Source organism: Haloferax sp. S1W, assembly GCF_044593955.1.
Classification (GTDB): Archaea; Halobacteriota; Halobacteria; order Halobacteriales; family Haloferacaceae; genus Haloferax.
In genome coordinates this window covers 211,577-233,234 of sequence record NZ_CP172596.1, presented here as the reverse complement: position 1 = coordinate 233,234, position 21,658 = coordinate 211,577, and the positions used below count along the sequence as shown (strand labels likewise).

Sequence of the window (21,658 nt, the reverse complement as noted above, 5' to 3'; positions counted from 1 at the left end):
TCCTAGGGAACACATGGATATCTTAGAGATTCTCTCGACAACATTCACGGAGTTCGACATCGGCACACCGCTCTCGAAGGTTGCCGGGGCGTTCGAGAATCAGGAACTCGATGCCGTCATCGTAACGGACGGCGACGAGTATCGCGGCATCGTCAGCCGCCGACAACTGGCTTCCTCGTCCAACCAGCCCTCTGCGAAGGTCGGCTCACAGGTACAGCACGTCCCGACTGTCGACCGCACCGAGGATGTCCGCGAGGTCGCACGGCTCATGATCGGCAGCGACGCCAAAACGCTCCCCGTACTCGACGACGACGACCGTGTTGTCGGCGTGGTGACCGGCGATGCCGTCCTTGAGGCAGTCCGTCCGTTTCTCGACGCGGTGACTGTCGACGACGCCTACACGGCGGAGTTGATCAGTGCGGCCCCTGAAACCTCGATCGGAAAAGCGCTCAATATGCTTCGAGAAGCCGGGGTCGCTCATCTCCCGGTCGTCGACGGGGACGACCTCGCGGGAATGTTGAGTCTGTACGACGTTATCGAGTTCACGACGCGGGGCGGAAGTAAGAGCCAGGGTGGGTCATCGAGTGGCTACGGTAGCCACGGCGGTGGCGGGCAGAACCGTGGTGGATTCGGCGCGCGCGAGGGCGATGCCGACCGGATGCTCGATCTGCCGGTACGGAACCTGATGTCCGACGCAGTCGTGACCGTCGAGCGGAGCGCGCCGCTCGACGAGGTCGTCGAGACAATGTTCGAGCGGGAGATTTCCTCGCTTGTCGTCACGGCCGACGACACTGACGAACCGATTGGAATCATCACGAAGACGGACGTTATCGAGGCGCTCACCTGGGGGCGCGATGACCGGAACGCCGTGCAGGTGTTCGGACTCGACCTGCTGGAGGATATGGACTACGACGACGTCTCCGCGTTGATCGAGAGCATGGCCTCGAAGTACGGTGAGATGAGCGTGATCAAGGCCAGCATCCAACTGCAGGAGCACAAAGAACAGAGCCGGGGTGTGCCGCTGGTGCTGGCACGGGTTCGATTGGTCACCGACCGCGGCTACTTCACGGCCGATGGGGAAGGGTACGGTGCCTCCCACGCCCTCCGTCTCGCAGCGAACGCTGTCGAACGCCAACTCCTCAAGGGGAAGACCTACGGCCAGTCGAAGAAGCATCCGGACACAGACGAGCAAGAACAGCTCTACGGCTGGTGGCTCGGCGGGTGAATGTCTCGGTGCCCAGTCCACTATCGGTGGCCCCATATTGGATATTTGAACAGTATCGGATACGGAACAGTGTGTAGCTTCTGAGCGAGAGGGATCGCTGCTCGGTATCCTGCTTGGAGCAGTCGGCACAGCCGTCAATCTCAAAAACACCGGGCGGTTCTCGGCTGTCGCTGGCCAGAGCGAAGGCGGCGTCTACCTCGTCCCGTACCAATGTCGAACCGTCACGAATGCTCTGTCGTCTAGTACGCGGACCCCTCATCGGACCGAGAGCGTTGGTAGCCAGAACGTTCGCATCACGCGCTCGGTGACACAATCACGCGGGAGTCACTCGCCCCGGTTGCCGTACGTTTCTTTCCCCCAGCCAAAATCGGAGGCTTCCTCGTTCCGTTCGAGGTAGTCCTCCAGCGTCTCGTGTATGGCTCGGCCGAGGTCCTGTAACGCGGTGTTGATCATCGAAACCGCGCTTGAATCGAGCGACTCGGTCGCGTCTCGCTCTCGCCAGTCGGCCGGAACCGTCGGGAAGTCGAAACGAAGTCGGTCTTCGGTCGGATCCCAGTAGAAGTCGAACGCCTGAAACAGGCGGAGGTCGCTGACGATTCGAACCTGCTCTTCGTTGAGGTCCGTGTATTCGGCCCATTCGTTGAACCCTTCTTTCCATGCCCCCTCTTGGAGCAGGTCTTCGAGATCCTCGCGGTAGAAATCCTCTGATCCGATCGTCTCGTCTTGCCACTCGAACTCCCGTGGCATCCCTCGGTTCGAGAGGTCTGGTGGTTCCGGAACCTCTACATCGAGTGCCATACTAAATGTTACACCGGAAATACAATAAAGACAGGTAACGACACCTGATACTTCCGACTGCTACGCCCGCATTGAATTCTTGGAATGGCTCTCGACCACGTGGTGGTCTGACTTCTACCCCGTTGAACACGACTCCACACCGCCATATTTTGCTGCCGTGCGCGTATTCAGCGCGAGGATAGATGCAGGTTGCTGGTGGGGTCCTTTGGCATCACCCTGATCCGGTCGTTCTTGCCAACGTGCTGTTTTAATGCGCTTGGTTGATAATTACTCACACATGCGAGGATTCCGAGTCGGTTCGGCGTTTGGTATCCCTGTCAGGCTCAACTGGACCTTTCTGATTGTTCTCCCGCTCTTTGCCGTGTTCATCGCCTGGGATATCGCTGATCTGGTGGTTGTGATCAACGAGACGTTTGGTGCAACGATGGATTCAGACCAATTGACGGGCGGAAATCTCCCGTGGTTTCTCGGACTCGCTTCGGCGCTCGGGCTGTTTGGAGGGGTCCTGTTACACGAGTTTGGCCACTCGATAGTCGCACTCCGATATGGGTATGAGATCGATTCGATCACTCTCTGGTTACTCGGCGGCGTGGCGAGTTTTACAGAGTTCCCTGAAGACTGGCGTCACGAGTTAGTGATCGCTATCGCTGGCCCGGTTGTGAGTGTCCTCCTCGGTGTGGGCTCCTACGTGGTATTTACCAGTCTCCCGGCGAGTGTCGACGCAGCCCGGTTCGTCTTCGGCTATCTCGCAATCCTGAATATAGTGCTCGCTGCGTTCAATCTGCTCCCCGGTTTTCCGATGGATGGCGGACGTATCCTCCGAGCACTCCTCGCTCGGAACCAGCCACACGCGAAGGCAACCCAACAGGCTGCCGCCGTCGGGAAAGTGTTCGCGTTCGGCCTAGGCATTCTCGGGTTGTTCACCAACTGGTTCCTCATCATACTGGCGTTTTTCATCTACATCGCCGCGTCCGGCGAGGCCCAACAGACCACGATCAAGGCGGCCTTCGAAGACATCACCGTTAGCGACGTGATGACGCCCGAAGAGAACCTCAAGACGGTTTCCGAGGAGACTACGATCTCTGACCTCCTATCGCGGATGTTTACCGAACGTCATATCGGGTATCCAGTAATGCGAGACGGCGATCTCGTTGGGATGGTGACGCTGGACGATGCAAGTGCTGTCGAGGAAGTCGAACGAGATGCATATCGCGTCGAGGACGTGATGTCAACCGACCTCTATACGATTACCCCCGACGCCGACGCAATGACCGCCTTCCAGCAGATGCAGCAAAACGGCGTTGGTCGCTTGCCAGTCGTCAACGAGACCGGTGACCTCGTTGGGATCATTTCTCGGACAGACATGATGCGGGCGTTCAACGTCATCCAGAGCGGCGGCGAGCCACGGACACTCGGCCAGCCGACCTCCGAACCCAGTCTCCAGTGAGAGCCAGTTCTCACGGGGAAATGACGGCGGACGCTGCATCCCACGGAGCGAGTAAGGCAAGTGGATTGGCCGGACGAAAGGAACCGATCAATGGCATATGATACTCTGGGCGAAACAATGACATTTCAGCAGGATAGTCACTCGAAGAGCTGTCGAGCGTGACGGTAGATAGGTGCGCCGAGCCAGTCACGCCCGTCTGCAATCGTCTCGAACGCCGCTTTCGCCGCTCCTTCGCTGAGCGCACCCCGTTTGACCAGCGCTCGGAGAACAATCGGTGACAACGCGACATCAGCATCGACCAACTCTCGGAGTTCTGGCAACGCTCTGTAGTCGTCGGTAATGAGGAACGCCGCATCGACATCCCGGACTGCGGCCACGCAACTGGCCTCACCGTCGTCGATGCGACTCGTCACGAAGGTGTCGCCGTCGGCGTCGACGACTTCGAATTCGCCTCTACGGTTGAGAACGTCGCTCGCAGCGGCACCGTGCCGGTCGTCGTACTCGGCGGTGCGTTCGAGTTCGTCGAAGACTGCGTCGGTGGTAACGACATCGAACTCAGTGACGACAGGCTCGAGGACATCACCGACTGCAAGAGAGATAAACGCGCTCGTGTCTACGACAAGCATTTAGCGGTCTGCGAGTTTGTCTGCGAGTTCTTCGCCGCTGTCGAGAACCTGCTTCGAGGCGCGAACAGCTTCGGCGTCCTGTCGCCCGATAATCTCTTCGAGTTTCTCGAACTCGATGTGGTCGTTCAGATAGAGTTCGACGACCGCCTCACGGAACCCCTCCTCAGACTCTTTCTCTTCGAGATACTGTCTCAACGCCTCGATGAGTATCTCCGTTCGATTCTTGTGGGTCACCTCGGCGGCGATATCGGCGTGTGTCACCAGCTCTTCCGGGAGTCGGAAGTTGACCCGCTTCGTGCTCATGTACATACATTGTCTGTACAGTTTGAAAACTGTGTCGCCCGGGTGCCGGGTCCCGACAAAACATATAAGAGAGACAACCATCTTGGTGTCGGTATGGAATCCACTTCCCACGTCACTTGCTGGCGTTGGCGCGCGTCTTGGGAAGTGGATAGTATCGCGACCAGAGTCTGACGGGCGTAACCCGCCGGATTCGACCGCGATGCTCACTCGCTTTCTCGGCCGTACCGCCTCCGAAGTGACTACTGATATCAAAGACAACCATGCCAGCAACAGACGACTTCACCGTAACGCCCTACGCCGTCGAAGGCGACATCGACTACGACCGACTGCTCGACCAATTTGGTGCCGACACGCTCACCGCCGAGCAGAAGGCGAACTTCCCCGGTCCCGGCCACCCGCTCGTGCGCCGTGGCGTGTTCTACGCCGGGCGCGATGTAGACGACTTCCTCGAAGCGACGACTGACGGACACACACATTCTATTGTGACCGGACGCGGGCCGTCGGGGCCGATGCACATCGGTCACATCATCCCGTTTTACTTCGCCAAGTATCTGCAAGACCAGACGGGGGCACTCGTGTATATCCCGCTTTCCGACGACGAGAAGTACCTCCTCAAGGATGCGTCGCTAGACGAGATTCACGGCTACACGCGAGAGAATATCTTAGATATCCTCGCTGTCGGATTCGACCCCGAGCGAACTCGGATTATCGTAGACACGGCCGACGCTGACGTTGTCTACCCGCTTGCGGCAGCCTTCGCGAAGGAAGTGACGCAATCGACCGTGAACGCGACGTACGGGAATCCCGAGAACGTTGGCCTCTCGTTCTACCCCGCCGTCCAAGCCGCACACCTCCTTCTCCCGCAACTCGTGGAGGGTCGCCATCGAACGCTCGTGCCGATTGCAGTCGACCAAGACCCGCACGTTCGCGTCTGTCGCGATATCGCAGCAAAAAACCGGTACGACGTGCACAAACCCGGCGCGTTGCTCTCGAAGTTCCTTCCGAGTCTGGCAGGACCGGGGAAGATGAGTTCCTCTGCTGACGAACCGAGCATTCATCTCTCCGACGACCGTGAGGAAGTTTTCAACAAAATTCGGACGCATGCCTACTCCGGTGGGCGGACAAGTCTCGAAGCACATCGAGAAAAGGGGGGAAAACCAGCGGTTGATGTCTCGTTTCAATTGTTGTACTACTTCTTCGAAGAAAGCGACGCGCAAGTTGAGAGACTCGCCCGCGAGTATCGAAGCGGGTCGCTCTTGAGTGGCGAACTCAAGGAGCGGGCAGCAATGCGAGTTGCTGACTTTCTCGAAGCACATCAGGGACGACGTGAGAGTCTCGGGCCGGTAGAAAGTGAACTGAAGCAGTATCGCCTCACGGAAGCAGAACGACAGACCGCCCGACAACGTGTGGGGTATTCCAACACACGTGTCTTTGGTCAGGTACCTACTCCAACTGCTAGGTAGGCACGCTCTCCAAGAGGTAGGCCTATTCTCCAGCAGATAGGCCTATTCTCCAGCATGTAGGTCCGCTCTTCAGCAGGTAAACCCACTTTCAACACGGAACACCACCATGTCCGGAGTTCCTCACGATGTGGGCTGCTCGGACCACAATAGCACTCCTGCCTTGACACACGATCGACCTTGAAACACAACTGACCTTGAAACACGACCGACTCTGATACATTTCCTGAACTCGGTGCATCCCCTCCAAGAACACCACTGTGTCCGCTGTTGTGCGATTCGAGTTGTAGGACGAGACGACCGAAGAAATTCGAACCGTTACAGCGGACACGGTGGTGTGGGCGACTCGCTGTATTTGAGAGGAGAATAGAATATACAGAACAGACGTGGCTTCAATCTCCTCGAACGAGTGTGTCGAACACCACTATGTCCGCAGTAATCACGAGTAATGTGGCGTGAAAGCTGAATTCACTTGGATGTGACGGTGATTTCAAGAGATCACGAGGTGGTCGTGGTCACGAAGATTGACGTGGGAAAGTAAGCGAGAAATTGTGGTCCACGTGTAGACTATCTTAGGAGTTTGGCGGAACACTCACACCACCATGTCCGCTGTTATAGCCAGGAGAGTAACCGGGCAACGGAGAGAGGAATACGCCTAACACTCACACCACTATGTCCGCTGTTCTCGGTGAGAGAGGGATGGGTGAACTCAAACCTCGTCATCCTGAGCCGAAAATCACAGAAAATGAGAAGAGACGTGGCTGAGGGAGGCATGCAGACGACAGATTTCTTAACAACTCCGCGCTGTCATCTAGTAATTACTCAACACAGCAGTTAATCTTAGGGCACCACGGTTGTGTTTTGCTAACCACTGTAATAAATCTTTCTGCTTCCAATAATGCGATTTTCGAGGGGTCCCCTCCTTCGAGAAGCAGAACAGCGGACAAAGTGGAGGGGGTGTGTTTCTCGGCCACTTATAAATAAACAGAACAGCGGACACTCCGGACGCGGTGGTTTTATCAACATCGTGAACGAACCGTGTTCTCATGCCCCTCTTTGAACGGGATACTGAGATTTATCGGGACCGGGACGCCCTCCGTGAGGACTACCAACCCGATGAACTCGTGGGGCGCGACGAGGAACTTCGGACCTACCAAGCAGCGCTTCAACCAGTCATCAACGGTGAACAGCCGAACAACATCTTCCTCTACGGCAAGACCGGTGTCGGGAAGACGGCCGCGACGAAGTACTTACTCGCTCACCTCCGCGAGGACGCGAGTCGATACGACGACATCGACCTCACAGTCGTCTTCTTGAACTGTGACGGGTTGACGAGTTCGTACCAAATCGCGACTCGTCTCGTCAACGAGTTCCGGTCGGAGTCGAACCAGATTAGCACGACCGGGTATCCGCTCGGCTCGGTCTACGAGATGCTCTGGCAGGAACTAGACGAGTGCGGTGGGACAATCACTATCGTCCTCGACGAAATCGACCACGTCAACGACGATAGCATTCTCTATCAACTCCCTCGCGCACGCGCGAACGGTAACTTGAGCCAAGCCAAAGTCGGCCTCATTGGCATCTCGAACGACTTCTCCTTTAGAGACGACCTCTCCCCGAAGGTGAAGAGTTCGCTGTGTGAACAGGAGATTCACTTCCCCGCATACAATGCAAAGAATCTCCGAGCGATTCTGGAACAGCGGGCCAAAGTCGCATTTCGTGATGGCGTCCTCGCAGACGAGGTTATCCCGCTTTGTGCGGCCTACGGTGCGAAGGACGCGGGTGATGCTCGCCAGTCTATCGACCTTCTGATGAAAGCAGGTGACCTCGCGCGCGATGAAGAGACCGACTGCGTCACTGAAGAGCACGTCAAACGCGGACGGAGAGACCTCGAACGCGGTCGTATCAAGGAGGGAATCAACGGCTTGACCGAGCACGGACACCTCGTCCTGTACTCGCTTTTAACGCTCGATTTGGAGGGTGAGACACCGATTCGCTCCCGAGATGTCCGGCCGCGATATACGCGGTTTGCCGAACTCGCGAACCGCGACCCTCTCGTCCCACGCCGGATGCGTGACCACCTGAGTGAACTCGCGATGCTTGGTATCGTCTCAGTTACCGAGCGGAACGAAGGTCGCCGTGGAGGAACCTACCGTGAGTACGCGCTGGATATGGATGTCGAACTCATCGTCTCGGCGATGCGCGATACCATCGACCTCGTCGGTATCCACGAGACGGTCGAACCGTACTTCAACGAGAATTCGTCCAGTACGCTCGACGATTTCGTCGGGAACTAAGTCGTGTCGTCGATTTTCGATTCGACCGGTTGTAGTGTGCGCTGGATGTAGCCCTTGTAGTGTGCGCTGGATGTAGCCCTTGTAGTGTGCGCTGGATGTAGCTTTTGTAGTGTGTTCCCGAGTGTGGCTGTTTTTAGTGTGTAACTTGGGTGTGGTGTACACTGGAGATACTAAACTGAAGAGGTGAAGAGAGACCGTAGACGACTAGCTTGGTTGATTTACTGCGGACATTGTGGTGTTCGAACCCAACCGTAACTCGAATCTCACCACTAGTGAGCGTCTCAGTGCTGCAAGGAACGCGTGGCCCAATTCGTTCACCGATTTAACTCCGGACATGGTGGTGTTCTGGATTTCGTGAACAGACACGAGGTTCAAGTTCCGATGCACTTTCTTGTTTATCTGTAGACTGAAGTTGAGATACGAAAGCTCACACACAGATGAAGTCGGGTACGTACACCACTGTGTCCGCCGTTCTTCCTCCGATATCTATTTGCAGGCTCTCGTGTTCCAGTCGCCTCTCGGCGGAGCAACGTGCGGCGCGCTCAACCATCTTCCCAGTCGAATAGAGGCGCTCTTCTCGGCACCATTCGTGTCGTCTGGGATGCGTTTGCGACACCGACACTCTCTTGTCGTTTACTTACTCTCCAGTGCGTGTCGAATTGCTCTACTCCTTGTTCTTGAGGCCTCTAAATACGAATTCCACACATCTCATATGATCAAAACATTCTACACTGCCTAAACATTCTACAATTTCCACGCATTCGGGAGTTTCTAAATTTCCAAAAATCTTGAGCTGTTGAAGCTGTGTGCCTTGTGGAGAGTGTGCCCTGTGGCCCGAGTCCAGCACGTGGGCTGTACGAGGTGCGGTTTTTTTTTCGATACGGGACACAACAATTTTGGTTCGAGAAACGCATCGATGGCTTCGGTCCGAGAAACGCATCGATGGCTTCGGTCCGAGAAACGCAGTCCGAGGATATTCAGTCGTCTCGGGTCTCGAGAATCACGTCGACGATTTCTTCAGGGTATTCTGCCGCGACGCGAATGAGTGCGTCGTGGAACTCTCGTCCCGTCAAATCACGGATGCCGTGTTCCCGACGGAGATGCGATTCCACTTCGAATTCCGCGTCGTCCATCAGGTCGAGCGTCTTTTGACGGACATAGACGCTTTTCGCAGTCGTCGCTTCGAATTCGAACGCTGGGCCACCGTCGTCGCTGGCGCCATTATCCTTCGAGTCTTCGGAGGTGACTGATTTCGAGTCGGACGAGTTGCTTGCGCTGCTTGCGCTCTCTTCGGTCGCCTCATTGTCCGCCCCTTCGTCTACTCCTTCGTTCGTCTCTTTGCCCGGCTTTTCGTCCGCATTTTTTGAGGGCTCGGCCGTCGGAGTCTCGTCAGTCTCCTGTTCGCTATCGGTGGCAACTTCTTCGCCTTCGTCCTCGATTGCTTCACCGAGACCGGCGAACCGGTTTTCTTTAGGCATCGTTCATTCCCCCACGCTCGACGATACCGGCCAGCTCGTCGAGTCGGTCGAGCATGTCGTTCGCCGGGTCGTACTCGCGGAGCGTCTTCCCGTCGCGCCATGCTCGACTGAATGCGATGCGGTGTCGGATGCCCGGCCCTTTCGATTTAGAATCGTCGAACAGGTCCGAACGGGCGAACGAGGGGATGTACTTCTGGAACGGTGAGTCTTCCAGGTTCTGGATGATACGCCTCTCCTCGTTGTTTCCGGTGAGGTCGTTCGGGACGATTGCGAGGATATCGAGGTCGACCTCCCGACGAATCGGTCCGATTTGCTGCTCGAACATTCGTTCGAACCCGCTCACGCTGGGTTCGCTCATCAGTAGCGGGACGACCACATTCCCCGAACCGATGAGTGCCGCATCAGAGAGGGGGCCGAGACTCGGTGGGGAGTCGATGACGATGTAATCGTACCCGTCTTCGAGGAGTGGGTCGACGATTCGCCGCCGGACCCACAACACACCGAACGTCGAGTTACGAACTCGGTCTTCGATATCGTCGAGGTCGACGTGAGACGGAAGCACGTCGAATACCTCTCGACCGTGAATGACCTCTCGAACGTCGACCGGGTCGTCGTCGGTCAGTACATCTCCGATGTTCGGAGTGGCGGATTCGTATGCGTCTTTCAATCCGACGCCTTCGGTCGCATTCCCCTGTTGGTCGAGGTCGACGAGGAGCACCTCGTTGTCTCGCGCTGCGAGTGCGTCAGCGAGGTTGATGGCAATCGTCGTCTTTCCGACACCCCCTTTCTGGAGTGAGACACTCACTGCCCGTGACATCTATTTGCCCTCCAGCCACTGGGACAGTTTACAATTTCCACAATTTGTAGACTGTGTGGAGATTTGAGACGGTGCAAACTGGCCTCGTTGTTTGAAGTGTGGGTGCATGACGGCGTTCAAATTCCCGTTCTTCGCACTGGTACATAATCCTATCCACAACTTTTGAACTGTCGCAACAGTTGGCCATTCTTAGAATTTTTAAAAATTTTAGAATTTGTGAAAACCCCGGATCTTCGCAAGTGAGATGGTTCTCAGTAGCGACTACTCACTGTTCGGTTGAACCTTCTATAATCCGACGCTGGATTTGTGTCCAAACCTCGTTCTGAACTATCTGTGAGAAATACCTACTCTACTCTCTCGATACTGGCTTGCTCTGCTCTGCTCTCGTCTCGCCCCTCTCCTTTTTCCCCGCTTTCCTCTCTACTTCCTCACTCTCCCCTCACACTTTCCCTTCTCTCCACTTCCTCCTTCTCCTTTCTCCCTTTCCGGCAGCCCTCTGAACTATTGTTTAAATTTGTACAAATTGTAAACATTGCTAACTTTATGCGGTTTGTGAACTGTTATCGATGTATGGGATTCTTCGAAATTTCACCCATCAAGAATAGCATTTGTGGGTTCTAACGCCCCTGATTACTGCGGACGAAGTGGTGTTCGACCATGTCTGCGTGGCTTGCAAGTCTTCCCGTTTTCCAGCTGGCAACGACGACTTCAGTGGATGGCGAACCAACTTTTTCAAATCCTGAACACTCGACAATTTCTAAAAATTGTAGAGTGTGTGGGACTCTCAAATTGTGTGGCCTGTTTCAGATGTTTCCACATGCAGAACTGTCTCGACTGTTCGCGACGTGCAAATATTCGAAACGGTGGACGAAGTGGAACTGGCTGAAGCAGTGGATACTGTCTCGAAAGTGTACTGAGCCGAGACTATGCTCACTCCCTGAAACTCAGTTGGCGACTTTGTCGGCGAACTTCTCTCGAACCTTCTTCACCTTCGGTGTAACGTTAACCACGCAGTACGGTTGGTTTGGGTTCTTTTCGAAGTAGTCCTGGTGATACGCTTCGGCTTCGTAGAACGTATCGAGCGGTTCGACTTCGGTAACGATTGGGTCGTCGAACGCACCCTCACGTTCGAGTTCGTCGACGAATGCGTCGGCTAACTGCTGTTGCTCGTCGCTTTCGGTGTAAATCGCCGAGCGGTACTGACTCCCGACATCCGGGCCCTGTCTGTCGACGGTGGTCGGGTCGTGGACGGTGAAGAACACCTCGAGGAGATCCTCGTAGTCGAGGGCGGACGTGTCGTAGGTGACGCGAACGACTTCCGCATGGCCGGTCGTCCCGTTGCAAACTTCCTCGTAACTCGGGTTCGGGACATCGCCACCGGCATAGCCGGAGATGACCTCCGTGATGCCGTCTAATTCCTTGAATGCAGCCTCGATGCACCAGAAACACCCGCCCCCGAACGTTGCTGTCTCCGTAGTCGTCATACTCTTTCGTTACGCCCCTGTCGAATTAAGCCCCGCGGCGACCGACTTGCGAGTGCCAATCAGATACAGACCGTATTCTGATATACGAGTGTACACCTTCCTGACACGAGCATTTTCCCTGACAATCAATTGATTACCTGTCACATTCTCTGGAATGGTAACATTTAACGCCTTCCTCTATTATCAATTATTATGGAAGATATATTTGTAGCACGGCTCATGTCTACGTCTCTTCACACGGCGACGACCGACACGCTCGTCGAAGATGCGGCGCAGTTGATGCTCGACAACAACATCAGTTCGGTCGTCGTCGTCGACGAAGACAATCAACTCGATGGCATTCTGACGACGACTGACTTCGTTCGCATTGTCGCAAAGAGCCACCCGAAGGCGCAGACGACAGTCCAGAAGTACATGACGACGGATGTCGTCACCGCGAATGCACAGGATAGTATCATCGATGTCGCCGAGCAAATGACCGAACACGGCTTTCACCATATGCCGGTCGTCGACGACGACGAGGGTGTCATCGGAATCGTTACCACCTCCGACCTGGCCGCGTACCTGTCGCGTGTCGACCAGCCACCAGTGGCGTAACCAACCGTTCTCGCTTTTTGTTCGACTTTATTCGACCGTTTCGGAGAGGCTCTCGACGACGCTCGCCAGTTTGGGGTCCTCGGTGTGACCGTGGTGAACGGCGAGCGGTGAGACGCTCACCTCGCCGTCGACCATCGACCGACGGTCGGTTCCGATGGGATACCGCTCTCGGTGTTCGTCACGAGGTGGGAAGGGATTTTCGTAGCCGACGGTATCCGGCCACGACACGTCGCGAAGGCGGACGAGTACTTCGTCCTCGGCTAATTCGTCGTCGTCGCCGCCGTCCGAGTGGGCCGCTGCGTCGTCGTGGTGGTCGACTTGCTGGTCGTAGTCAGCAAGCGGTTTGGTCACGCGCATCCGTGGATTCGGAACGTCGATAGGCGCGTTGATGTTCAGGAGGTCGACTTCCTCGAAGATACTGGCCTCACAGACGCGCTCGGTGACCGAACTGGCGATTCGTGCCGGTCGAGAGAAGTCGTATTCTTCGGGCGGGTGGCAGAAGAAGTCGCGAGCGTGATAACTCGATACCGCGATGGCTGGCGTTCCGAGGAACGCCGCTTCGATACCCGCGCCGACTGTCCCCGAGCGGCCGACCACGTAGTTTCCGGCGTTTGGGCCGTCGTTGATGCCGGACACGACGATATCGAAATCCGCTTCCAGACCGCGAAGGCCGTAGGCGACACAGTCGGCGGGCGTCCCTTCGAGGGCGTAGCCCCACGGGTGGTCGCGGCGGACTGCGAGTTCGTTGCGGGCGCGTCCGACGCCACTTTGGTTCTCGGCGGGAGCAACGACGGTCACGTCACCAATTGCGGTGAGTTCTTCGCGCATCGCGGCGAGACCGGGTGCGTCGATACCATCGTCGTTGGTCAGGAGAATACGAAGCGGGGAGGACGTATCGCTCATCTATCTGCAGGTTCGCACCACGGGTCGTAGGTATTCCGGATTGTCGCGCCGCACCCGACCGCATTCGATTACGGGGTGTACTCGGCTTCGACGTCCGTGAGGCGGTCGTTTACCGCATCGCTTCGCTGGTGCATCTCGGCGACGCGGACGTGAACGAAGTCGAAGTCGTGCGAATCAGATAGCTCGTTCCACGCCCGCGACGAACCCACCGCGAGGGTTTGTGACTGCGGGCAAAACGGCGTCGTGGGCGTGAACTCAGCCCACAGGACATCCGGGTTGTCGGCATCGATGGCGTACCTGAACCCGGCATCAGGATGGCGCGTGTCGAAGTTCAGCCGGGCGAGATTGTAACCGAACGTCACGTCGTAGACGCCGCGCTCTTCGAACAGGTCGTGTGCGGTCTGGTGGACTGCGATATGGTCGTCGCCACCGAGTACGTGGTGTCCAGCGAGGAAACTCCCGGGTACTGGGAGGTGTTCCGAGACGAACGAATCCTCGTCGTCGAACACGTCGTCTGGGGTTGGTGAGCCGAGTCCAAACATACTCGAATCTATCACGTACCAGCGCGTATCTGTGATGCCGAACACGTTCGCATCTGTAGGAACACGTTCGCGCTTGGTGGCGCTCCGGTCGAAAGTGGTACCATGGCGACCCGTTTTCTCCTCGGCGATTAGTACTCGTAGCCCACGTCGTCGATGGTTGCGCGCCAGTACGGGAGGGGTCCATCTGGAAGGTTCCATTCGACCACTCCCGAGCGCGGGACGAGCATTCCGTCCACGTCGTGGTACTCCTCGAAATAGCCTTCGACCACCTCCCATAACCCCGCCCCGTCGGTTCAGGCGGCCCGAAGCCGAAATATCCCCTCGGGAACGTGGTTTCGAACCGTCTGGGCGAGGTTTACGACGAACGCGACAGCACCCATCGCCAAGAGACCGCCTCCGACGACAGTCATCGCGCCAGTTGTGGATTCACCGAGTCCGACTGCTCCGAGAAGCACGAGAGTCCCGGAAACGAGGAGGACGAAATCGGTCAGTGCAATGTCGGCCCTGTAGAGGTCGTCGAGCATCGGGACCGGCCGTCGCCCGAGGTCGTCGCTGTAGCGGTCGACCCAGACGATGAACGGGACGACGTGATAGAGGGTTCCGAAGACGACGAACCCGACGACTCCGAGGCCGAACAGGAACGTCGCGCCTTGCGGGCCAAAGAGGGTTGCTCGGCTGAGCGGGGATGCGACCCACGTCGCACCGGCGGTGAGCGCCCAGACGACCATCGCGACGACGGCCACGGCGTATCGCCTGAGAACCGGCGACCACGGGACTCGCATCCGGAGGAGGAGTCGCCCCGTGGCGGCGGCGAAGGCTAGCGTCGCGGCGACGACTGCCAGACCGCCGACGAGCGCCAGCCACTCGATGTCGAGGAGTCGTCCACTCGCAAAGACGAGCGTCCCAGTTGGGTGCAGCAGTTCCTCAATCCGTCTCAGTTGCTCCCCGGTGGTCGATTGCGTCGTCTGGGTGAACATCTCCGACAGTTGGCCGAATGCACCGAAGATTGTCGTCAAGACAATGCCGAAGACGGCCAGCGTCGCGTGCGAGAGGACGACGTTCGACCGACTGAGGCCTGCGTCGCGAAGGACTGGGGTGGTAAAATCAATCGCGAGCGAGAGGCCGAGGAGCGTCGCCAGCAGGAGAAAGACGACTGCGTACGCGAAGTGTCGCTCCACGCTGTCGAGGGGTCGTGCGCTCGCAAGCGTTCGGGCGATGTTGTACGCGAACACCCAAAAGCCGGTGAGTGCGACCGTGCCCGAAATGGCGAGGAGGGTGAATCCCGCAGTCGAAAACCCCACGACGAGGCCCGCGATGCCGGCGCTCACGAAGAGCAGTGCGAAGTGGGCCACCCGTCGAGAGTAGAGGTCGACGCTCGACCAGACGGGAACGAACTGCGTCATCGCACCCATGATGGTAATGCACACCCACCCGGCGAGGAGGGCGTGTATCTGTGCCACGTGGGCGAAGACGAGTGTCCCACCGACGACGGGAATCCGACCGCCGGTGACCGAGAGGCCGCCGAGTCCGATACCGGCGAGAAGGAAGACTGCGGCGACCGCAAAGTGGTGAAACGGGATGGCTATCGGTGGGCCTCCGTCAGTGTCGACTTCGGCGAGAATCGCGCTCATACTCGGAGTTGGGTCCCGCTCCACGTTGCTCTATTTCCGAACGTGTTCGGGGTGTAGCGGGGGACTACACGGTGGGGCCGAGAAGCATCGCGAGGGTTCCCCTCCGCAGTCGGTGGTACGTGAAAAGCGATGGTATGGGGGTGTTATGGGAAGACGGTTGGTTGGCGACTGGCGGTGGTTCCAGTCGCAGTTGGCAGGCAACGATGGTGGGTGTTGCCGCCTTTGGCAGGCAACCGGGGTGGATGCAGTCCCGTATCACGCAGGCAGTGGCCAGTGGTGGCCGACAGTCGCGGTTAGAGTTCGTAGCCCGCGTACTCCATCAGCTTCGCGAAGATGTCGGTGTCCATCGCCTCCTTGTAGACGACGCCGCCGAGCATGCCGCCGGGGTAGAAGTTCCCGTTCATGACGTGGTTGACCTTGTGGCAGTGCATGAGGTAGATTCCGGGTTCCGCATCGGCCGTGAAGTCGATGGTGTGGCGCTCTGCGGGGGCGATGTTGGTCACGTCCATCTCGTAGCGGGCGGCTTCGGGAATCACACCACCGTCCTTCTCGGTGAGTTGGAAGCGGTGGTTGTGGATGTGCATGGGGTGGCTCATGTATCCCGCGTTGACGAAGTGAAGGCGCACGTGGTCGCCCTGTTCGACGATGACCGGCGAGCCGTCTTCGGGGTGGAGCGTTCGCGGCGCGCTCTTTCCGTTGACGGTGAACACGTCAGGCTTGCGGTTCCGCGGACTGTACTGGACATCTTCGCCAGCCATCATCCGGGGAAGGCGTGAATCCCAGTCACGGAGCGTGAAGAAGTGTTCCTTGTCGGCGGGCTCGTAGCCCTTCGGGTCGACGCGGAAGATGCCGAACATCCCCATCTCGATGTGGCGGTGGGTCTGGTAGTGGCAGTGATAGAGGTGCGTCCCGGGGACGTTCGCCGGGATAGTGTAGGTGTGCTTCTCACCGGGGTCGACGCGGATACCCGTCGTCGTCGGGACGCCGTCGTCTTTCCACGCCTTCCGTGCACCGTGGAAGTGGAGCGTGTGCGCACGCATTCCGTCAGTGTTGTCGAGCGTGACCTCCATGTCCTCGCCCTCGGTCGTTCGGAGAATCGGACCGGGGACGCTCGGCTTTCCGCCGTCGGCTTGGAAGGCCCACACCTGCGGGAGTTCGACGGGGCCACCCATGGACTCGCCCGGATGGACGGCGTGACGGGCAGGCGTCGATGAAAGCGTCACCTTCCCACCCTGTTCGTCCACGTTGATGACTTCCGGGGGACTCGTGTACGGAAGGTTCGACGCGCTGGTCGAAGCGGGAGTCTGGCTCTCCGTCTCGATTGCGGCGTTCGTCTCTTCGTTTGTGGGTGCAGTACACCCTGCGAGCCCGAGAGCCCCAGCGGTGCCGGTCGCTGCGAGAAATTCTCGACGTGACATCGTCGAACCAGGGGCGCCTACGTATTTTCTCATTGCAAATTGGCGTAGGAATAGGGTATCGGTATAATAGCTGGGTGCTTCTCATGGTATCAGAAACATTCGAACATGTTCGGCACCGACGCTACCATCATGACCGTCCTACTGCCCGCTGGGGGTGTCTCGTGGAACCGACGGCAGTCGGTTCGGCTCGTGCCTCAGATACCCCACACATTTGAAACTCCAGGATGACGTACCACATATAACCGTTCGGGCACCTGCGCCTCGTGCCGGGTGCGACGACAGAACTGAGCTTCACACGATGCCAACAAATCCGCTGTCAGACGCCCTTGAACCAGACTTTCAGACGGTGTTCGACGCCCTGACGAACGAACAGTGTCGTGCGGTTTTGGGTGGTCTCGACCACCCGATGACCGCGAGTGAAATCGCCGACGAATGCGACCTTCCACGGTCGACGGTGTACCGAAAGGTGGAACTGATGGTGGATGCGGGGTTGCTCCAAAAACAAGAGCGCGGCCGCGAGGCGGCACGGTACTCGCTTGGATTTGACGAGGTACTCGTCACTCACGAACCCGGTGACCTCAGTTTGACCATCTCACGGCCGTCGCAGTCCGCCTCCGAACAGCTCTCTGAACTCTGGTCCGAAGTCCGAAACGAGACGGACTCAAATCGATGAGTGAGTGCGGATGACGGGCGATACTCCCGGTTGGTGTCGCGACTAGTCTAAGTTGGCGTCGTCGCTCGTGAGGAACTCTTTCATGACTTTTCCTTCGGCGCGATGAAGCTTCTCGCTCGTCGTCGACTTCGCGAGTCCCACAGCCTCGGCCAATTCGGTTAGTGTGCAGGTCCGCGGCGTGTCGTAGTAGCCCCGCTTCGCTGCTGTTTCGAGGAGTTCTCGCTGGTCGTCAGTCAGGAGCGACTCGGTGTCGATAGACTGCCGAATCGAAACCAGGTCGAAGGGGATACCGAACAGTTCGAGTTTCTCGCCGAGGTCCGAGAGTTTCTCCCGCGGTGCTGTAATTTCGACCGTTACCTCACCGTCTCTGATGGTAATCGGCAGTTCGAGGGGGATGCCGACTTCGCTGAGAGACAAGATGAGAAGCGGTTCTGTCGTCTCGAATTGGACGAGTGCGCGACTCGGTTGGGCTTCGAGGAGTGTCACCGAAACGATGGAGTCGTATCCGTCCATCGCCGTCACGATTTGTTCGATGTCGGACGACTGTATCTCGACCAGTCCGACACCTGTTTCGTCCGCAGGCATCGCGGCGAGGACCGTGAACTCCGCGTCTGGATACTGACCCGAGAGGTCGGAGACCCAGACTTCCGGCGGCAGCGTGATAGAAAGGGTGGCCCGTGGCATGATTACTTTCTCATTATACCCTCCCCAGAAGGAAGTTAGTTGCGAACATGTTCGCCCCGATTCTCACGTTTGCATTCGGGACACGCGTGAGAGGGCAACTTGGTCGAGATGCGAGTCGGTTACCGCTGTGAAAACCGCGTCGTCGGTTCATTCGAGAAGTTCATGCACCCGAACATCTTCGCCCCGTGTCCGGAGATTGGTAGTCGGCATCTCCCCTTTTTCTCTCTGTTTTCGAACGCCCACTTGCATGAAAGTCTCTCGACAAACCCTCTGGAGGCTCTTGGCGGCAGTGTTCGTCGTGAACCTCGTCGTCATGGGTCTCGGAGCGTGGTACTCCGCGCAGCAGGCACCGCCCATACCGGACCAGGTGGTCGGTCCGGACGGCGAATCGCTGGCAACGGGTGCCGACATTCGCCAGGGGAAGGTCGTCTTCCAACAGGACGGTCTGATGAATCACGGGTCGATACTGGGTAACGGCGCGTACTTCGGTACCGACCTCACCGCGGAAGCACTCGACATGAAAGTCGAGTACATGCGCGATTACTACGCGCAAGAACAGCACGGAACGTCCTTCTCGGACCTCGATGCCGACGCGAAGGCGGCGGTTAGCGACCAGGTTCGCCGCGAACTCGACTCGGCGGTCGGACGCGAAGGGACGATTGAATACTCGGCCGCAGAAGTGTACGCCCACGAGCAGGTCCGCCAGCGGTACGTTGAACTGTACCACGAGGGCGAACTCGAACGCGGTATCCCAGCAGGAACCGTGAGTGACGAGGCGGAAGCGCGCCACCTCGCCGACTTCGCGATGTGGACTGCGTGGTTCTCGCACGCCGACCGGCCGGGAAGCGACCACTCGTACACGAACGAGTGGCCGTACCAACCCGCAGCGGGTAACGAACCCGCCGCTGGCACGATGACGTGGAGCGTCATCGCCATGGTGCTTCTCGTCGCTGGCGCTGGTATCGGCGTCTGGCTCTACAAGTCGGTGGAACTTCCGGAACCCAAGACCGGTGTGGTCGACGTACCGCACCCACGCGACGTCTCGTTGACGCCGAGTCAGCGAGCAGCGAGCCGCTACATCCCAATCGCGGCGTTGTTGTTCGTCGTGCAGGTCTTTTTTGGGGGACTTCTCGCGCACTACTACATCGAGCGCGACGGCTTTTTCGGACTTAGCGAACTCCTCGGCATCGACTTCCTCTCGATACTTCCGTTCTCGATAGCGAAGACGCTCCACTTGGACCTTGGAATCCTCTGGATTGCAACCCTCTGGCTCGGTGCCGGGTTGTTCCTCCCGCCGCTTTTGACCGGCCACGAGCCGACGGACCAAGACCGGTACGTCAACGGCTTGCTCGTCGCGCTGGTCGTGGTCGCCGTCGGTGGCCTGACCGGTATCTGGCTCGGCGCAAACGGGTACATCGACGGACAACTCTGGTGGATTCTCGGAAACGAGGGGCTAGAGTACCTCGAAGTCGGTCGGTTCTGGCAGTTCGGTCTCCTCGCCGGCTTCCTCATCTGGGCGGTTCTCGCCGCACGCGGGTTCAAACCGCTTCTCGATAAGGAAGCACCCTACGGCCTCGCGCACATGATACTCTACGCCGGTGGGTCGATTGCACTCCTCTTCACCGCCGGACTCTTCTACACGCCGCAGACGAACATCGTAACGACCGAATTCTGGCGCTGGTGGGTCGTCCACATGTGGGTCGAAGGTGCCTTCGAGTTCTTCATCATCGCCGTCGTCTCGCTCACGCTGGTCAGCATGAACCTGCTGTCCCGGCGGTCGGCCGAGAAGGCGGTGGCGTTCGAGGCGCTCTTCGTGATGGGGACCGGTGTTATCGGTGTCTCGCACCACTACTGGTGGGTCGGTCAGCCCGACGTGTGGCTGCCGCTCGGAAGTATCTTCTCGACGCTGGAACTCGTCCCGCTCGTTCTCATCCTCTTCGAGGCGATGAACGAGTACCGGACGCTTGCGACAAGCGGCGAGTCGTTCCCCTACACGCTCCCGTTCATGTTCATCATCGCGAGCGGTGTGTGGAACTTCGTGGGCGCTGGTGTCCTCGGGTTCTTCATCAACCTCCCGCTCGTGAACTACTACGAACACGGGACCTACCTGACGGTTGCCCACGCCCACGCCGCGATGTTCGGTGCCTTCGGGTTCCTCGCGCTCGGCATGGCGACCTACATGCTCCGGTTGACTGTCGACCCCGGCCAGTGGGTCGAGCGTCGTCTCCGCTGGGCCTTCTGGCTCTGGAACGCGGGCCTCGCGCTCATGGTCGTGGCGTCGCTCCTGCCGGTTGGCTTCCTCCAGTTGGAAGTCGCCTTCACGCAGGGCTACGCCGCGTCCCGCAGCCTCGAATTCTACAACAGCGGTCTCGTGCAGACGTTGTTCTGGGCGCGACTTCCTGGTGACGCACTCCTCATCGCCGGGACCATCGTGTTCGCGTACGATGTCGTCAAAAAGCGGTTCGTCCTCAGAAACACGAGCGAGACGCCTGCTCGGACGCCCGTCTCCGAACAGGTCATGGCCGACGACGACTAACCTCGCGCACGCGAAGTACTCCTCCTTTTCCTCTCCCCTTCCCGGACCCATCCCCTCTCCTTTTCCTCTCCGACACCCCGCCTCGACCCGTTTCCGCCTCTCGCCGCCACCGAACACGTTCGGGGCAACCGTGAGGGGTTGGGGAATGGTACCTCGACTCGTATGACCCGACTTGACGTTCGTGACCTCGAACCAGCACAGCGTCATCCGAAGATACTGGACACGTTCGAAGACCTTGCATCCGGCGAGTCGCTGGTTCTCGTAAACGACCACGACCCGCGGCCGTTGTACTATCAGTTTGTCGCCGAAGTCGACGAGTTCGATGCTGGTGGATACGACCTCGAACAGGTGGCCGAAGACGAGTTCGTCGCGGTCCTCCCCAAGCAATGAACACTACTGTCACCTCCCTTTCGGACCTTCCGGACGAGACGCACGCCCCGGTCTTCTCCGAGCACGAACCGAAGGTCATTCGGCTATTGCTCGACGCTGGCGACCAAATCGATCCGCACGACCACCCCGGTCGGGATATCGTCCTTTATGCCCGTTCCGGTGAACTCGACGTACACATCTCCGAGGACACCCACACGCTCTCGGCCGACGACTTGATTCGGTTCTCCGGGACGGAGACGATTGCAATCGACGCTGTGACAGACGCGACTGCGCTCGTCATCCTTGCCGCGCACGCGGAGTAGAAATCTGAACACGGCCGAGGAACTCTGGGCTGTGTGCGAAGTCACAA

20 protein-coding genes and 1 pseudogene are annotated in these 21,658 nt (G+C 58.2%); 9 read left to right on the top strand and 12 right to left on the bottom strand.

Annotation, left to right across the window (positions count from 1 at the left end; all coding sequences use genetic code 11):
• Window positions 1-13: 13 nt before the first annotated feature.
• Window positions 14-1,225, top strand: coding sequence for a CBS domain-containing protein (locus ACH9L7_RS17210; RefSeq protein WP_396613368.1), 1,212 nt, complete (start codon window positions 14-16; stop codon window positions 1,223-1,225).
• Between the two features lie 324 nt (window positions 1,226-1,549).
• On the opposite strand, the gene ACH9L7_RS17205 is transcribed toward ACH9L7_RS17210, so the two are convergent.
• Window positions 1,550-1,972: a hypothetical protein gene (locus tag ACH9L7_RS17205; RefSeq protein ID WP_396613633.1), complete on the bottom strand. Its 423-nt coding sequence runs from the start codon at window positions 1,970-1,972 to the stop codon at window positions 1,550-1,552.
• Between the two features lie 328 nt (window positions 1,973-2,300).
• Here ACH9L7_RS17205 and ACH9L7_RS17200 point away from each other — a divergent pair, with 328 nt between their 5' ends.
• Window positions 2,301-3,470 (top strand): M50 family metallopeptidase, encoded by a 1,170-nt coding sequence (locus ACH9L7_RS17200; RefSeq protein WP_396613367.1) that lies wholly within the window; start codon window positions 2,301-2,303, stop codon window positions 3,468-3,470.
• Window positions 3,471-3,607: 137 nt separating this feature from the next.
• Here the strand turns inward: ACH9L7_RS17200 and ACH9L7_RS17195 are convergent, their stop codons facing one another.
• Both ACH9L7_RS17195 and ACH9L7_RS17190 read right to left on the bottom strand, forming a co-directional pair.
• Entirely contained in the window at window positions 3,608-4,096 is a 489-nt protein-coding gene (locus ACH9L7_RS17195) for a hypothetical protein (protein ID WP_396613366.1), read from the bottom strand.
• Window positions 4,097-4,405, bottom strand: a complete 309-nt coding sequence (locus ACH9L7_RS17190; protein ID WP_396613365.1) for a CopG family transcriptional regulator — start codon at window positions 4,403-4,405, stop codon at window positions 4,097-4,099.
• A 254-nt stretch (window positions 4,406-4,659) separates the two neighbouring features.
• On the opposite strand from ACH9L7_RS17190, the gene ACH9L7_RS17185 reads away from it, so the two are divergent.
• Window positions 4,660-5,862: a tryptophan--tRNA ligase gene (locus tag ACH9L7_RS17185; protein ID WP_396613364.1), complete on the top strand. Its 1,203-nt coding sequence runs from the start codon at window positions 4,660-4,662 to the stop codon at window positions 5,860-5,862.
• Between the two features lie 1,043 nt (window positions 5,863-6,905).
• Window positions 6,906-8,156, top strand: a complete 1,251-nt coding sequence (locus ACH9L7_RS17180; protein ID WP_396613363.1) for an orc1/cdc6 family replication initiation protein — start codon at window positions 6,906-6,908, stop codon at window positions 8,154-8,156.
• Window positions 8,157-9,133: 977 nt separating this feature from the next.
• Here the strand turns inward: ACH9L7_RS17180 and ACH9L7_RS17175 are convergent.
• From ACH9L7_RS17175 to msrA, 3 genes are all read right to left on the bottom strand, one after another.
• Complete coding sequence (locus tag ACH9L7_RS17175; RefSeq protein WP_396613362.1) at window positions 9,134-9,634, bottom strand: hypothetical protein; 501 nt, start codon at window positions 9,632-9,634, stop codon at window positions 9,134-9,136.
• Window positions 9,627-10,451: a ParA family protein gene (locus ACH9L7_RS17170; protein ID WP_396613361.1), complete on the bottom strand. Its 825-nt coding sequence runs from the start codon at window positions 10,449-10,451 to the stop codon at window positions 9,627-9,629. Before ACH9L7_RS17170 ends, ACH9L7_RS17175 begins: the two co-directional genes overlap by 8 nt.
• Before the next feature lie 944 nt (window positions 10,452-11,395).
• Window positions 11,396-11,935 carry a peptide-methionine (S)-S-oxide reductase MsrA gene (gene msrA / locus ACH9L7_RS17165; RefSeq protein WP_396613360.1) on the bottom strand — a complete coding sequence of 180 codons (540 nt, stop codon included), beginning with the start codon at window positions 11,933-11,935 and terminating at the stop codon, window positions 11,396-11,398.
• 192 nt (window positions 11,936-12,127) lie between these two features.
• On the opposite strand from msrA, the gene ACH9L7_RS17160 reads away from it, so the two are divergent.
• Entirely contained in the window at window positions 12,128-12,532 is a 405-nt protein-coding gene (locus tag ACH9L7_RS17160; RefSeq protein ID WP_396613359.1) for a CBS domain-containing protein, read from the top strand.
• Between the two features lie 27 nt (window positions 12,533-12,559).
• Here ACH9L7_RS17160 and surE read toward each other — a convergent pair whose 3' ends face one another.
• The 5 genes and pseudogenes from surE to ACH9L7_RS17135 all read right to left on the bottom strand — a co-directional run bounded on the left by surE (window position 12,560) and on the right by ACH9L7_RS17135 (window position 17,059).
• A complete protein-coding gene (gene surE, locus ACH9L7_RS17155) occupies window positions 12,560-13,435 on the bottom strand; it encodes a 5'/3'-nucleotidase SurE (RefSeq protein WP_396613358.1) in 876 nt (291 codons plus the stop codon).
• An 80-nt stretch (window positions 13,436-13,515) separates the two neighbouring features.
• Window positions 13,516-13,977 (bottom strand): annotated as a pseudogene (locus ACH9L7_RS17150) (hypothetical protein); the annotation flags it as partial.
• Between the two features lie 128 nt (window positions 13,978-14,105).
• Window positions 14,106-14,246, bottom strand: coding sequence for a DUF6920 family protein (locus ACH9L7_RS17145; RefSeq protein WP_396613357.1), 141 nt, complete (start codon window positions 14,244-14,246; stop codon window positions 14,106-14,108).
• A gap of 24 nt (window positions 14,247-14,270) precedes the next feature.
• A complete protein-coding gene (locus ACH9L7_RS17140) occupies window positions 14,271-15,608 on the bottom strand; it encodes a hypothetical protein (RefSeq protein WP_396613356.1) in 1,338 nt (445 codons plus the stop codon).
• 293 nt (window positions 15,609-15,901) lie between these two features.
• The gene (locus ACH9L7_RS17135) at window positions 15,902-17,059 is read right to left on the bottom strand and encodes a multicopper oxidase domain-containing protein (RefSeq protein ID WP_396613355.1); all 1,158 of its coding nucleotides are present in this window, start codon (window positions 17,057-17,059) and stop codon (window positions 15,902-15,904) included.
• A gap of 373 nt (window positions 17,060-17,432) precedes the next feature.
• Here ACH9L7_RS17135 and ACH9L7_RS17130 point away from each other — a divergent pair, with 373 nt between their 5' ends.
• Window positions 17,433-17,699 (top strand): helix-turn-helix domain-containing protein, encoded by a 267-nt coding sequence (locus ACH9L7_RS17130; RefSeq protein WP_396613354.1) that lies wholly within the window; start codon window positions 17,433-17,435, stop codon window positions 17,697-17,699.
• Window positions 17,700-17,741: 42 nt separating this feature from the next.
• Here the strand turns inward: ACH9L7_RS17130 and ACH9L7_RS17125 are convergent, their stop codons facing one another.
• Window positions 17,742-18,383 carry a helix-turn-helix domain-containing protein gene (locus tag ACH9L7_RS17125; RefSeq protein WP_396613353.1) on the bottom strand — a complete coding sequence of 214 codons (642 nt, stop codon included), beginning with the start codon at window positions 18,381-18,383 and terminating at the stop codon, window positions 17,742-17,744.
• 247 nt (window positions 18,384-18,630) lie between these two features.
• Between ACH9L7_RS17125 and ACH9L7_RS17120 the strand changes: the two genes are divergently transcribed.
• The 3 genes from ACH9L7_RS17120 (at window position 18,631) to ACH9L7_RS17110 (ending at window position 21,611) form a co-directional block, all read left to right on the top strand.
• Entirely contained in the window at window positions 18,631-20,919 is a 2,289-nt protein-coding gene (locus ACH9L7_RS17120) for a nitric-oxide reductase large subunit (protein WP_396613352.1), read from the top strand.
• 162 nt (window positions 20,920-21,081) lie between these two features.
• Entirely contained in the window at window positions 21,082-21,309 is a 228-nt protein-coding gene (locus tag ACH9L7_RS17115; protein WP_396613351.1) for a DUF2249 domain-containing protein, read from the top strand.
• Entirely contained in the window at window positions 21,306-21,611 is a 306-nt protein-coding gene (locus ACH9L7_RS17110; RefSeq protein WP_396613350.1) for a cupin domain-containing protein, read from the top strand. The genes ACH9L7_RS17115 and ACH9L7_RS17110 overlap by 4 nt, the downstream gene beginning before the upstream one ends.
• Window positions 21,612-21,658: the final 47 nt, after the last annotated feature.